The sequence below is a fragment of the Gimesia chilikensis genome (genome assembly GCF_008329715.1).
Taxonomy (GTDB): domain Bacteria; phylum Planctomycetota; class Planctomycetia; order Planctomycetales; family Planctomycetaceae; genus Gimesia; species Gimesia chilikensis.
In genome coordinates this window covers 165676-179392 of sequence record NZ_VTSR01000011.1, presented here as the reverse complement: position 1 = coordinate 179392, position 13717 = coordinate 165676, and the positions used below count along the sequence as shown (strand labels likewise).

Genomic DNA, 13717 nt, shown 5'->3' with positions numbered 1-13717 from the left:
ATATTGCTGACAGGAGAAAGAAGCCGAAACTTCTCCGCATCTCTCCAGTCTAAATTCAGATATAAAGCAGTGTCAATCTTTATGCCCCAAATCATTACGATATTCACATTTACGATTCAGGGCTTCCAGGAGAGATCACAAGTACACACTGCCTCGTTGCACCGTGGACATCCCTGGACATATTTGCGACTGACGGCCTGCTCCAGATCGACGCCCGCCACATTCGCCATGGTCGCCAGCCAGGCCAGCACATCAGCAAATTCTTCTTCCAGGTTCTGTGGATCGTCGTTTTCACGCAGGGCAGAAGAGAGTTCACCGACCTCTTCCATGAACCACATAAACGTGCCTTCGATCCCCCGTGACTGGTCCTTCTCGAAAAACATTTTATGAATCACCGCCTGAAACTGGGATACCGTTAAGCCAGGTTGCCGCGGGTTTGCGTCTGTCGAAGAAGTTGCCGAAGCGGGGGGGAGGTCGTTGGTCACAATGGTTCCTTGTTTGTGTCAGTTCAATTGAAGATCATCATACGCCATTCAAGTCGGGCGTGTTACAGTTTCTGTTTCAGTTTGAGCCCCTCTGCGTGTGTGGGGTTCTGTTTTAATAGCAGGTCCAGCTCCGTCCGGGCTGCCTCCGATTGTCCTGTATCCAACAGCGTTTTCGCAAGCAGGTAGCGCAGTTCAGCATTGTCCTCCTGCAGGTGCAGCAGCATTTTGAGTTCGCGAATGGCAATCGGTTTTTGGTCCAGCTTCAGAGCGATTTCAGAAAGCTGCTGATGCGTTTCCGGATCCAGTACATCCACCTGTAAAGCCGCCTGTCCCCAGCGCAGCGCCTGTTCCAGTTCACCCTGTTTCCGGTAACCTTCCATCAGCAGCTTCATACTGGTTTCATCGTTGGGATCCAGATGCACCAGTTTCAGCAGTGCCTCCTGCAGCTGTTTCTCTTTCTTCTGTTGCTGATAAATAATCGACAGCCCCTGCAACCACTCAGTCTGGTAAGGATAGGTTTGATGGGCCTGTTCGTAAATGGGCAGCGCTTCATCAAACTTCGTCTGTTTCAGCAGGATCTTTCCGGCCAGGCTCAGCACATCAACGTCTGGGGCTTTGACGGAGAGCGGTTTCTGCAGAACGTCGATTGCCGAGTCCAGATCTTCCGACAGCAGTTCCAGCTGCGCGATGGTCAGTGCCGCCTGGGCCTGAGTCGGATGCGTCTCCAGCACTTTCCTGGCAATGCTGCGGGCTTCCCCTTTCTTACGCAGGCGGAGCAGGCGATAGGCGTATTTCCCCGCGAGATCCGGATCACTCTGATTGGCTTCGTACTGCTTCTGAAGCTCGCGAAAGCTCAAGTCTGCTTCCTCGGACTGATACCCCTTCAGCGAGGCGGTTATCTTCTGGAGGTAAGCATGGTAACGTTTTTCGAACTCCTCCTGATCGATCCCGAAACAGTCCTGAATAGCGGTCGCCGTCGATCCCTGCTCCTGATAGGAGAGCAGCAGCTTTTTCAGTGCGTCGTCTCCGAACTCGGCCACCATGAAGTCAGCACAGAGCAGACTTTGGCAATACGCGAAGTTCCAGTTCGCGGACGATTTAGGTCGGACGAAGACGCCGTCCAGTTCATCCAGACTGTAGATTTCATTTTTAGGAACCCGTTCAACCAGCAGTTGATTGAATTTCTGAGGTCGGGCTGAATTCTCACTTCGAACCGCCAGGGCTTCGGTAAACCAGTGCGGGATTTTGTACTTCGTCTGCTGTAACGTGAAGACATGCACCAGTTCGTGTTTCAGGACGCTGGCCCAGTTGAACGGTTCCTGCATGGCTGTCGGGGAAGTCAGCGCGACGACAGCACCGGTCGATGCACCAATCGTCTGAATCCAGGGCAGGCCGATCATCCGCGCACTGAACCACTGATGAGCCGAGAGTCCTTTGGCGTCGTGGTAGATCTCAAATTGCGTTTTGCCCGGCGGTTCGTAGCCAAACTGTGCTACCATCTCCGGGTAGATCTCTTCCAGATAGTCCGCCATGTACTGCCCGAGAATGTAATCGGCTTTCGAATCGTAGCGGATCACAAAATGATCGGTCACGATCGAGCCGTAAGACTCCAGCACGCCCAGCACCTTGCGCATGTTGCTGACCCGCACATGATAGGGGTCGGCCTGGAAAGCAGCGTTGAGGGTTTTCTGGGCAAGATCTGTCCGGCCCATCTGCATGTAGAGCATTCCAAGTGACGTTTGAGGACCGGAAAGTTGCGGCATCAGTTCCCTGGTTTTCAGGTACGCAAATTCTGCAAACGCGAACTGCCGTTTGAATTCGAGCAGATTCCCCAGCTCAAACAGAAAGTAGCCCGGCTTAGGATTCTCAGCCAGCAGGTCAGTCAATAGCTGAGTAAACCGGGATGATTTTCCCGCTGGTTTCGTTTTCGTTTCCGAATGATCGAAGAAGGGTTTGAGTTCGTCGGTCGTGGGAACACCATCCAGCAGCAGAAAACAGGCCGCCTTCCGTGCCAGCACCAGCTGACTGCGGGGGTTGACCTTTTCCGCTTCTGCAACGGTTTTCAGAGCCTGTGTGTACTGTCCGTTGATCAACTCCAGGTCGCATTTCAGCAACAGGGCAGAGAGTAGACGCGGGTTGATCTTCAAGGCCTTTTCCAGCAGTTCGCTGCTGGTATCGAACTCGCGAATTTCAACAGCGGTCTCCGCCAGTGCGACGTAAACCGGCGCGGCCTGGGAATTTGTCGTCAGTGCCGCCTGGAATTCTTCAGCTGACTGTGGTCGATTGTATTTTTCCTGCAGGATAGAACCGCTCAGGAAAGACGCCTCCCAGGCCAGCGGATCATCTTTGAGAGCATCTGGACAGAGCGTGTTGACCACGAAATTAAAGATCTGCGAAACGCTGTTCCAGCGTGCGTACTGCGTCGCGCCGTCCGCGATGACCAGCAGCGTCTCCGCATCTTCCGGCTGAGCACGATTATAATAGCGGACAAACCAGCGGAAGACTTCGTTGGCTTCTTCAATCTTACCCGCCTCGGTGAGCAGGTGTGCCTGAATCAGATGCGCCCGTGGTTGATCGGCGTCCAGAGTCAACGCCGTCGCCACATGCTTTTCGGCCTCTTCATACTGGCCCGCTTCAAAATAAAGCTTCGCGGCCCAGGCCTGCAGTTCCGCACGACGCGGATCCTGTTTCAGTGCGGTTTCCAGGCGACGGAATGCAGCCGGCGTGTCACCTGTCTCCAGGTCGATCCGCATCAGGCCCTGCATCAGCTTCCAATGCGCCTCACTGGTTTGGGGAGAGACGTCGGATAGCTTTTTCTCAACCTCTGCATAGGCCTCACGTGCCTCTGCGTATCGCCCATGCTGCAGGTGCTTGTAAGCTGTTTTTAACTGTTCGTCGACCGCTGATGGTTTCTCTGTTTCCGCAGCACACACAAGGCTGACAGGCAGGGAAGCAGGGAGCAGCAGTCCCGTGATCAGGTAAATCAGGGCAAAGTAGATGACATATTTCCGCATGCGCTCTTCCGTATTAAAATCCCCGGGACATTCCTGTGTTTAGAGAAATGAGGGGCGAGGTGATTTTCGTGGCGTCGACTGTTCAACCGGGCCCTCAGTTTCAGTTGCTTCGACTGTCTGCAACTCGTCTGAGGTGTCCGTTTCGTCGTCGACCGTGTTCTGTTCCGGACTGGATCCTGCAGGCAAGGGGAGCCCGAAGCCGAGCACAAGTTCCCTTTTAATTTTGTCGTTCACGTTGGTTACCAGGAACAGTTCTTCGCTCTTCGAGTAAGCGATCAGATTTCCGTTCCAGTAAGCCAGGCGATTGTGAGCCGTGCTGGGAACGCGTGCGTCTTTGGTCAGAATGCCCACCAGGTTTAGAGGGTCGGCTGCGGACAGAATCGTCAGTTCGTCGCTGCCCGATTCGTCCCGTAACTTTCTCAGTTCCTGAATCGTACCCGACATGGCAAACTGCTCGCCGGCTACGCCCGTTACAAAGCGACCCCCACGGATTTCACCGCGAGCCTCCAGCCGACGAAAGATCTGCAGCAGTTCAAACCACCGCGGCGCACCGGGTTCCCGAATCAGCAGATCGCGGAAGACCACGCCCCACCGCCTGAGCAGCTGCCACGCCCACTGTTCGACATTTTCGTAGTGCTTGAGTCCCCGTTCTTCGATCGGTTCCTCGGGCTCGCGTCGCCAGCTCGACCAGCGTCCAGTGTTGTTGGGAGTCGAACGTTTGCGGACCAGACCGATCCGTGATTTCCGCGAAGAACGCCGCTTCTGTGTGGAGCGGTCCTGCGTAAACTGTCGCATACCGGAAAAACTGTCTGAAGTGACCAGACCGCGGGCAATCAGCTCTCCCAGGGAATCTGCAATCTGCGAAGGGAGTGACTCGGTCGCCGTCATCAGATCGGTGGCAAACAGGGCACCCCGCTGGGTCAACAGTTCCTGTACTTCTTGTGCCGGGCTGCTCAGGCAGGATTCTTCTGGTTCGCTCTCTGACTGCACCGGGTTGAAACAGGTCAGCCAGGGAATATCCTCGCGGAGAAAGAACGAGACCGGTGCATTGCGGGTGATGCCGGTCATCGGTTTCCCCTGGTCCGGATTGCGCTTGGGAGGATAGAGTCGCCCCCAGCCAATCTCGCCGGTGAAACAAAGTTCGTCCAACTGACTGCTTTGATAATTTGAAAGACGCGCCGGCAGGATATCCCGTTCCCAGCAGATCGCCGGGATGTCGATCCCCTGCAGCATCGAGAGGACTTCAAACAGACCATTCGTGCCGGTCCGTTTCTCGCCGCCAGCCAGTCCATGATGATGCGTGAGATAGCGAATAAACACACTGGGATCAACAGGCTGTACCTGGGCCCTTAGTCCCTGCAGCGTCAGACGATGAATGCGGGAAAGCAGCCGGCGATGACACCATTCTTTGGGCGGGACGACGTTGTCTGACTCTTTAACTTCCGCCTGCTCCTGTCCCTCATCTGCACTCTGATCCCAGTTTGGATCTTTCACGCGAAAGTAACCCTGCATGGCAGAGCCTTCCCCTTCGAGTGCATACAGGGCCGCTTCGGTTTGCGATTCGGTCATGCCAGCCAGATCCGCAAGCTCCGCCACCGACAGGGGACCGCAGGTATCCAGCAGTCCCCGAATGATGGCCGTGCGGGCCTCGGTCGACTCCCATTCCTGCTGCACGCCTGCTGGAACATCGACCGCCGGTGCATGTGTGGAATCCGGGAAAGCGGCCAGGGCCGCGGGCAGTCGTTCGGTCGCTACCCAACTCGGGATTGTATTGTCAATCGCACGTGTGAGTGTCGTCGCGCGTCCTGTGGCTTCAAGTTCCCGATACCAGTCGGCCCAGTCGGGACACTGGTTGATGGGAAGATGAATTCGTCCCAGCAGGACATCGTGGAATTCGTCTGCATTGCGAACCAGGGGCTGCGCTTCCTGACAGACCTGCGCGATCGCCTCGGGGGACAGTCGTCCCAGGTCTTCCACGCTTTCCACGGACAGTGTGTGCCGTGTTGCCACTGCGCGGGCGCGTCGTTCCTGGGCTTCGCCCCCGTCCAGGAAGGTATAGGGGCTCGAATTCAATAGCTCATAACAAAAGGGGGACGGCTCCCGGGTATCGCGGGGTATCAGCTTGATCTGGTCCTGCTCAATTTCCAGTAAGACCTGTTTGAGCCCGTCGATATCGAGTTGTTCGTTAAGACAGTCATAGAGTGTCTGGTCGACGAGAATATGGTCGGGGCGGACAATCTCGCCGATCTCGTTCTCCGGACAGCCGGTCAATCGGGGGAAGACGGCGGTCAGCAGGTCTTCGGCGCGAAACCGCTGCAGCGGAGGCGGAACTTTTTTTCCGTTCTGCATGCGGGAGACGAGCAGGGAGCGGGTCACATTCCATCGCCAGCGGACGTGGAACATGGGATGATCCAGAATGGCCTGTTCGGACAGCTGTTGCACGTTGCTGGTATTGAGCATCGAGAACAGACTTTCCAGCGGAAAGCTATGCTGCGGCCCGAGCGAAAGGATAATACCGTTATCGTCGGCGGTCGCCTGCAGCTCAAAGTTGTAGGAGCGGCAGAACCGCTTGCGCATCGTATAACCCCAGGCCCGGTTGATGTCGCCACCAAAAGGGGCGTGAATCACCAGCTGCATGCCCCCGGATTCATCAAAGAACCGCTCGAAGACAATTCGTTTCTGTGTGGGCACCATTCCCAGGGCCGCTTTCTGCGCCTGAATGTATTCCACGGTCTGTTTGGCCGCCCACTCATCGACATTGCATTCGGTCGTCAGCCAGAGAATCGCCTGTTCGGGATCTTCAATTCGCTGCGATAGTTCTTCCCGCAGATGCGAGATCTCGGTCGAGAGCTCCAGCGAACGTCCCGGTGCTTCACCAAACCAGAAGGGAATTGACGGCGGCGCACCGTGGGCATCGACCACAGTCACATCGCCGCCACGCACGTAGCGGATCTGCCAGGACGTGTTGCCCAGCAGGAAGACATCCCCGGCCATGCTTTCCACGGCGAATTCTTCATCCACCGATCCGACCACCGTCTGATCGTCTTCGGTGACGACACGGTACGAGGCGATTTCCGGAATCGCCCCCCCGTTCATGGTTGAGACGAGACGGGCATTCTTACGACTGCGGACTCGTTTCTGTACCTGGTCATGGTGCAGATAGACGCGACTGCGGCCGGCTGTGCTGCTGATCCCTTCACTCAGAAACTGAATCGTGCTGTCGAAGTCGTTCCGCTTCAGATTGCGATAGGAATAAGAACGCGTGACCGCTGAAAACAGCTCCTCTGTGTTCCACTCCTGGCCGGAGACTTCCGCCACGATCTGCTGGGCCAGAATATCGATCGGGGCTTCTGGCATACGTACCGTATCCAGGATTCCCTGCTTGATCGACCGTACCAGGGCCATGCTTTCCATTAATTCATCGCGTGAGAGCGCGAAGATCCGTCCTTTAGGCACCAGTCCCAGTGAGTGCCCCGAGCGACCAATCCGCTGCAGGAAGGTCGCGATGCCGCGTGGCGAACCAATCTGTACCACCAGGTCGATATAGCCGACGTCGATTCCCAGCTCCAGTGACGCGGTAGCGATGACCGCCTTCAGTTCCCCCGTTTTCAGCTTCTGTTCGGTACGATGCCGGATTTTGGCGGACAACGAACCGTGATGACTGCCGACGACTTCTTCACCCAATCGCTCGGTCAGCTGATGGGTAATCCGTTCGGCCAGACGCCGCGTGTTGACAAAGATCAGCGTACTGTGATGCGATTCAATCAACGCAACGATCTGGTCCAGTACTTCCGCCCATTGTTCGTGAGTGCAGATCGCACTCAGTTCCGAAGGGGGGACCTGGATCGCCACATCCAGCGTACGGGAGTGGCCGATATTCACAATCCGGCAGGTCTGTTCGGGGTGAGCACTCTCCTGTTCCGGGTGAGCAGAACTCGTGATCTCAATCTCGGGACGGTTTCCTATCAGGTATTGTGCGACCCGTTCCAGCGGCTTTTGCGTCGCTGACAGCCCAATTCGCTGCAACGGATGCTCGACCAGTGTTTCGAGTCGTTCGAGGGTCAACGACCAGTGCGATCCCCGTTTGTCGCGGAGCAGGGCATGGATTTCGTCGACGATTACAGTCTCGACGGTTTTCAATGTCTCCCGGCTTTTGGTGCCGGTCAGCATCAGGTACAGCGACTCGGGAGTCGTCACCAGGATATGGGGCGGACGCCGGACCAGCGCAGAACGCTGTGAGGAAGGGGTGTCCCCGGTGCGTAATCCGATGCGAATCGGTGTAAACAGGTAGCCTTCTTCTTCGAGCAGTGCGGAAATTTCTTCCAGGGGCTCGGTCAGGTTGCGATGCATGTCATTGGAGAGCGCCCGTAACGGGGAGACGTAAACGACCACGGTCTCATCATCCAGGTCGCCTTCCAGTGAGCGTTTCACGATGCGATCGATCACCGAAAGGAACGCCGTCAATGTCTTACCACTCCCGGTGGGAGCGGAAATCAGTGTGTGCTCACCCCGGTTGATGCAGGGCCAGCCCTGCTGCTGCGGTTCGGTAGGGCCCGCAAAGCGTTTGCGAAACCACTTTTCGATGATGGGGTGATAGCCGTAGAATGACATGGTTGCCCTTTAGGGTACTGATACGATTCGTCCCTGTATTGTAAGGAGTGACCGCTGAAAGTTTAACCTGTTTTCTCCGAAATTCTTACGGTTTCACAGGTCAGGATTGTAGAGGCACGCGCGTCTCTCACCAGTGAACGCAATTGAGACTTTTAAGATGAACATGAAGTGTCTTCCATCTGTCTATAGAGAAACACCACGATTTGTGAAGATTCATTCGGTTCGGGCTGGAATGAAAATCAGGGCCTTATTTCGAATGGGAAAATCATCTATAATTTTTGTGCAGGAAATGATCCCTGTGGGATAAAATACCGTTAAATGAGTACACCCCCTCTTCCGAAACTCATTATAGTAGTAGAGTCGGGGCGCTGTCCCATCTTGAGGCCGACAGCTGAGAACGCGATTTTGTTTTCAGCCTTTGCAGTTCAGACCTGATTGAAAGTCACATCATGAAACACGTCAACCAGATGTTCCTGGCCTTGATTCTGGGACTTTTAGCGCTCAACGGAAATTCTGCACTCCAGGCTGATCCTGCCAAACAGGCTCCCAAATCCGAAAAACCAGCGGATCCACCTGCGAAGAAAGCCGAGCCCGACGGGCCCCCATCGATTCCCGCGCAGTTCATGTCAATCGAAAGTCCCGTGGGTGAGGTCACCTACGGACGTGTGACCAATGCCGCCCTGGCACTGCAGAACGAAGCTGCTCAAGCCGGAGAGACCGGCTATCTGGTGCTTAAAATTACACCCGGTTCGAGTCCCTTTCACCAGGTGCAGGGGCTGGCGAAATTTCTGGCCTCGTCTAAATTATCCAGCTTGAAAACAATTGCCTGGATCCCGGAGACGGTCATTGGTAACAACGTGGTACTGGCGCTGGCCTGTGATGAAATCGTGATGCACCCCGATGCGGAACTCGGTGACATCGGATACGGTAAAGCACTGGATCGGGACGAACAGCAGTTTGTGCTCTCGATTGTGGAAAAACGGCATAATCCCAAGCTGAGCCGGGCGCTGGCTCTGGGCATGATGGATCCGCAACAGGCCGTCCTGAAAGTGAAAATCCAGCAGGGCGAGGGCAAGAATAAGCAGGTCGAATCGCGGGTGGTCACTCCCGAGGAACTGAAGCGACTGCGGGACAATCAGGCCGTGATCACCGATGTGGAAACCATCAAAGAAGTCGGTTCACTGGGCGTTTTTTCGGGCAGCAAAGCCCGGGCCGTCGATGTGCTGGTCCAGCAACTGGCTCATTCCCGGGGAGATCTTTCCGAATTCTACGGCATTCCACGGGAAAAGCTGCGCGACGATCCGACGGTGGGAGAAGCGCCTCAAGTAATGTTGATCAAGGTTGACGGGATGATTTCACCCATTCTGGAAACGTTCATCGAACGGCAGATCAATCGGGCCGTCAATTCCGGGGCCAATATGCTGGTGTTTGAAATCGATTCCGGCGGTGGATACCTGCTTTCCGGAATGAATCTGGCAAACCGGATTGCCGATCTCGAATCCAGTAAGGTTCGCACCGTTGCGTATATTCCCGAACGTGCCATGAGCAGTGCGGCGATTATTGCCCTGGGGTGTGACGAGATTTTTCTCAAACCCAACGGGCAGATTGGCGATGCGGGGGTGATGCATGAGAACAAAAATGGGCAGTTCGAATTCGTACCGGAAAAAATTCTGAGCCCGATTCGGGTGACGATTCGCGATCTCGCAGAAAAGAAAGGCCGGCCACCAGCGGTCTGTGAAGCGATGATGGATAAGGATCTGGAAGTCTTTGAAGTCACCAACAGCAAAACCGGTCAGCTCTGGTTCATGTCCGATACTGAAATTCATGAATCGAATGGGGAATGGATCAAAGGCCCGATGATTCCCGAGTCGAAGAAAGGCAACCTGCTGACCGTCAACGGCGTCCGGGCTCACGAACTTAAACTCGCGGAACCTCCCGTGCGTGACATTGATGAACTCAAGCAGCGATTGGGGATTGCCGCTGCTGTCAACTTGAAAGCGGTCGGGCGTACCTGGGTCGATACCCTTGTTTTTTACCTTAATACAGGAGCGGTGACCTTTCTGCTCTTTTTCATGGGAGCCCTGTTCATCTACCTCGAACTTTACACGCTGACCGGGATGTTCGGAATTATGTCAGCCGTCTGTTTCGGCTTGTTTTTCTGGAGCAAATTTCTGGGAGGGACTGCAGGTTACCTTGAGATCGTCCTGTTCGTGATCGGCATGATCTGCATTCTGATGGAGATCTTCGTCATTCCCGGCTTCGGCATCTTCGGCGTTTCCGGGGGGCTGCTGATCGTCTCTTCGATTATTCTTGCCAGCCAGACCTTCGGGGATTTCAATACACTGCGCCCCGGTTCTGATTTCACCAACATGACCAACACGGTCGGCACCATGAGTGCGTCGTTGGTAACGGTCATTGTGCTGGCGTTGATTCTGAATCGGTTTCTGCCCGAGTCGCGGCTGATGAGTTCGATTATTCTCGCACCCCCGGGCGACAATCAGCGTCCAGGTGGTCACGAGATCCGGCTGGACCCCGAACTGCTCGGCAACTTTGACAGTGTCCACCGTCACGGCCTGGAGCTAAAAGTGGGCATGCAGGGGGTCACCACGTCTGTTTTACGACCCGCAGGACGGGTTGAAATTGAGGGAGTCTGGATCGATGTGATCAGCGAAGGCCCCTATATCCAGGTCGGGGTACCGGTAGAAATTGCCCAGATTCAAGGGAATGAAATTGTGGTGCGTGAAGTAAGTCCCGATGAGGAAAATGCTTAGGCTGATGCGGTTTCTGGCTTGCGGGGGTGGTCTAGTGTATATGCTTTGCCGGTTGTCAGGGTATGCTGACGGTTTAAATTGATTCAGAAACGTTTTTATAAACCGTCTAGCGTATCCATTGAATAATCTATTCAAATTGCTACATTAAGTGCTTAAATACCCTGAAAGCTAGCGTAATAGCTTTGTTTTCTCTCGCCATTACCCGTCTCAGAAAGTCCAGACAAGGATCGTAGTGGCTGTCTTTGCATGGGGAAGTCCCCGATCTTCTCTGTTTGTCAAGTTGTTTGTTGTAAAGGTTTAAGTGAAAGAATGTCAGTCACTCAGGAACGAAGAGCAGAATTGATTCAAGAGTATCAGTCGAAACAAGGGGATACCGGATCTGCAGAAGTGCAGATTGCTGTGCTTACCGAACGGATTGTAAATTTAACCGAGCACCTCCGGTCCAACGTTAAAGATCACGCGAGTCGTCGTGGCCTGCTGCAGATGGTCAGCCGCCGCCGTGGTCTGCTGGATTATTTGCACAAAAAGAATGCAGAAAGCTATAGGGAAATTCTCGATCGGCTGAATATCCGAAAGTAATTTCGGTTGTTCGCTGATCTTTGTCGGTTTGTCGGAAAAGAATTAGGAAATTATTGTGAAAGTAGTTGTTGAATGTGAGGTTGGCGGACAGAAACTTAGTCTTACAACTGGTCAGTTAGCGAAGCAGGCCGCAGGGTCTGTTCTTATTCAATATGGTGAAACTGTCGTCTTTGTCGCAACGGCGACAGGCCCTGCAAGAGAGGGAACTGACTTTTTCCCTCTGACAGTTGATTATCGGGAACGGACTGCTGCTGCAGGCAAGTTCCCCGGTGGATTTTTGAAACGGGAAGGACGTCCTACCACCAAGGAAATCCTGACGGCACGCTTGACCGACCGTCCGATTCGTCCCCTGTTTCCCAAAGAATTTAAAGATGAACTGCAGGTCATGTCTAACGTCATGTCCTGTGATGGATTTAACGATCCTGACGTACTGTCAATCAACGCGGCCAGTGCTGCACTGTGCCTCTCTCCGGTTCCCTTCCAGGGACCAATCGCCGCCGTTCGCCTGGGACGCATCAATGGCGAACTGATTACCCTGCCGACTCGGGAGCAGATCGCTGAAAGCGACCTGGATCTGATCGTTGCCGGTTCAAGCAAATCGGTTCTGATGATCGAAGGTTTCGGAAGCCAGATTCCTGAAGACGAAATGTCTGCAGCAATCATGCACGCTCATTCCGAGCTGAAGAAGATCATTGATCTGCAGCTGGAACTGCGTGAAAAGGCCGGTATTGAGCCCTTCCAGTACGAAGCACCTCCGGAAAATCCCTTCATCGCGAAACTGGATGATCCCATCTACCAGAAACTGGCCGCTGCCATGCAGAGTACGGTCAAAGCAGAACGTCGTGAAGGCACGAAAGTCGTTCACAACGAACTGGTAGAAAAGTTCTTCCCCGAAGAAGCAACAGAAACCGCAGATGGCGCAACTCGCGCTCAGTTCGAAGAAGCCTTCCATGATCTGGAACAACGGGCTGTTCGCGAACTGGCAATGGCCGGTCGCCGTCTTGACGGTCGTACTCCCGATCAGCTGCGGGATGTTTCCTGCGAAACATCGACACTCCCTCGCGTGCACGGCTCTGCCGTCTTCACACGTGGCGAAACTCAGTCGATGGCAACCGTTACCCTGGGCACATCGCGTGACCAGCAGCGGGTCGACGGTCTGTTTGAAGAAGAACTGCAGCGGTTCATGCTGCACTACTACTTCCCGCCGTTCTCCGTCGGTGAATGTCGTCCGATTCGTGGACCAGGACGTCGTGAAATTGGTCACGGCTGTCTGGCAGAGCGTTCCGTTGCACCGGTACTGCCCAGCGAAGAAGACTTCCCTTACACCATCCGCGTGATCTCCGATATTCTGGAATCCAACGGTAGTAGCTCGATGGCCTCTGTCTGCTCGGCGACTCTCTCGCTGATGGACGCTGGTGTCCCGCTGCGTCAACCTGTTGCCGGGATCTCAATCGGTCTGGTGACTCAGGGAGACGACTTCAAAGTTCTGACTGACATCATCGGCGATGAAGACCACTTCTGCGATATGGACTTCAAAGTCGCCGGTACCCAGAAAGGGATCACCGGGATTCAGCTCGACCTGAAAAACGATGGTATTGGTGAAGACATTATCAAAGCAACTCTGGAAGCCGCCAAAAAGGCCCGTCTGGAACTGCTGCGAACCATGCTTACCGCCATTCGTCGTCCTCGGGCAGAAATCTCTGCCTACGCACCACGTCTGCACCAGACCAAGATCAATCCCGAAAAGATTGGTCTGCTCATCGGTCCGGGTGGTAAGACGATCCGTGCGATCCAGGAAGACACTGGAGCAACCATCGACATTCAGGACGACGGAACCGTTACCATCTCTGGTGGCAATGTAGAAATCGTTGAGAAAGCTCTGGCTCACATCGAAGCCCTGACCGAAGAAATACGTGTCGGACGGATTTACGATGGCGTGGTCAGTTCGATCAAAGAATTCGGTGCATTCATTGAGATTGCTCCTGGTAAAGATGGGCTCTGCCACATCAGCGAACTGTCGGATGGGTTCGTGAAATCGGTCAGTGACATCTGTAAAATGGGCGACCGTCTGCAGGTGAAGGTCATCGCCGTCGATGATCAGAACCGCGTCAAACTCTCCCGCAAAGCCGTTCTGGCTGAACAGGCTGCTGCGGAAGGAAATGGCGACGCTGCTGCAGCGGAAGAAGAGTAAGGGCCATCGATCACCTGAATTGACCGGGGTTCAAAGCAAACCACACACCAGCGAGTGTGTTCAACT

At 54.6% G+C, this 13717-nt stretch carries 6 protein-coding genes; 3 read left to right on the top strand and 3 right to left on the bottom strand.

Annotated features, from left to right (window positions below; genetic code table 11):
• Positions 1 to 116 precede the first annotated feature (116 nt).
• The 3 genes from FYZ48_RS16300 to FYZ48_RS16290 all read right to left on the bottom strand — a co-directional run bounded on the left by FYZ48_RS16300 (position 117) and on the right by FYZ48_RS16290 (position 8110).
• A complete protein-coding gene (locus FYZ48_RS16300; protein WP_145046299.1) occupies positions 117 to 383 on the bottom strand; it encodes a MazG nucleotide pyrophosphohydrolase domain-containing protein in 267 nt (88 codons plus the stop codon).
• 164 nt (positions 384 to 547) lie between these two features.
• Positions 548 to 3499 (bottom strand): tetratricopeptide repeat protein, encoded by a 2952-nt coding sequence (locus tag FYZ48_RS16295; RefSeq protein ID WP_149342194.1) that lies wholly within the window; start codon positions 3497 to 3499, stop codon positions 548 to 550.
• Positions 3500 to 3538: 39 nt separating this feature from the next.
• Positions 3539 to 8110: a DEAD/DEAH box helicase gene (locus FYZ48_RS16290; RefSeq protein WP_149342192.1), complete on the bottom strand. Its 4572-nt coding sequence runs from the start codon at positions 8108 to 8110 to the stop codon at positions 3539 to 3541.
• A gap of 449 nt (positions 8111 to 8559) precedes the next feature.
• Between FYZ48_RS16290 and FYZ48_RS16285 the strand changes: the two genes are divergently transcribed.
• From FYZ48_RS16285 to pnp, 3 genes are all read left to right on the top strand, one after another.
• A complete protein-coding gene (locus FYZ48_RS16285) occupies positions 8560 to 10881 on the top strand; it encodes an NfeD family protein (protein WP_149342190.1) in 2322 nt (773 codons plus the stop codon).
• Between the two features lie 309 nt (positions 10882 to 11190).
• Positions 11191 to 11460, top strand: coding sequence for a 30S ribosomal protein S15 (gene rpsO / locus FYZ48_RS16280; RefSeq protein WP_145041487.1), 270 nt, complete (start codon positions 11191 to 11193; stop codon positions 11458 to 11460).
• Positions 11461 to 11515: 55 nt separating this feature from the next.
• Entirely contained in the window at positions 11516 to 13651 is a 2136-nt protein-coding gene (gene pnp, locus FYZ48_RS16275; protein WP_149342188.1) for a polyribonucleotide nucleotidyltransferase, read from the top strand.
• Positions 13652 to 13717 lie beyond the last annotated feature (66 nt).

Coding starts and splice junctions, on each gene's coding strand:
- FYZ48_RS16300 (WP_145046299.1), bottom strand. CDS start 383: ATGTTTTTCGAGAAGGACCAGTCACGGGGGATCGAAGGCACGTTTATG.
- FYZ48_RS16295 (WP_149342194.1), bottom strand. CDS start 3,499: ATGCGGAAATATGTCATCTACTTTGCCCTGATTTACCTGATCACGGGA.
- FYZ48_RS16290 (WP_149342192.1), bottom strand. CDS start 8,110: ATGTCATTCTACGGCTATCACCCCATCATCGAAAAGTGGTTTCGCAAA.
- FYZ48_RS16285 (WP_149342190.1), top strand. CDS start 8,560: ATGAAACACGTCAACCAGATGTTCCTGGCCTTGATTCTGGGACTTTTA.
- rpsO (WP_145041487.1), top strand. CDS start 11,191: ATGTCAGTCACTCAGGAACGAAGAGCAGAATTGATTCAAGAGTATCAG.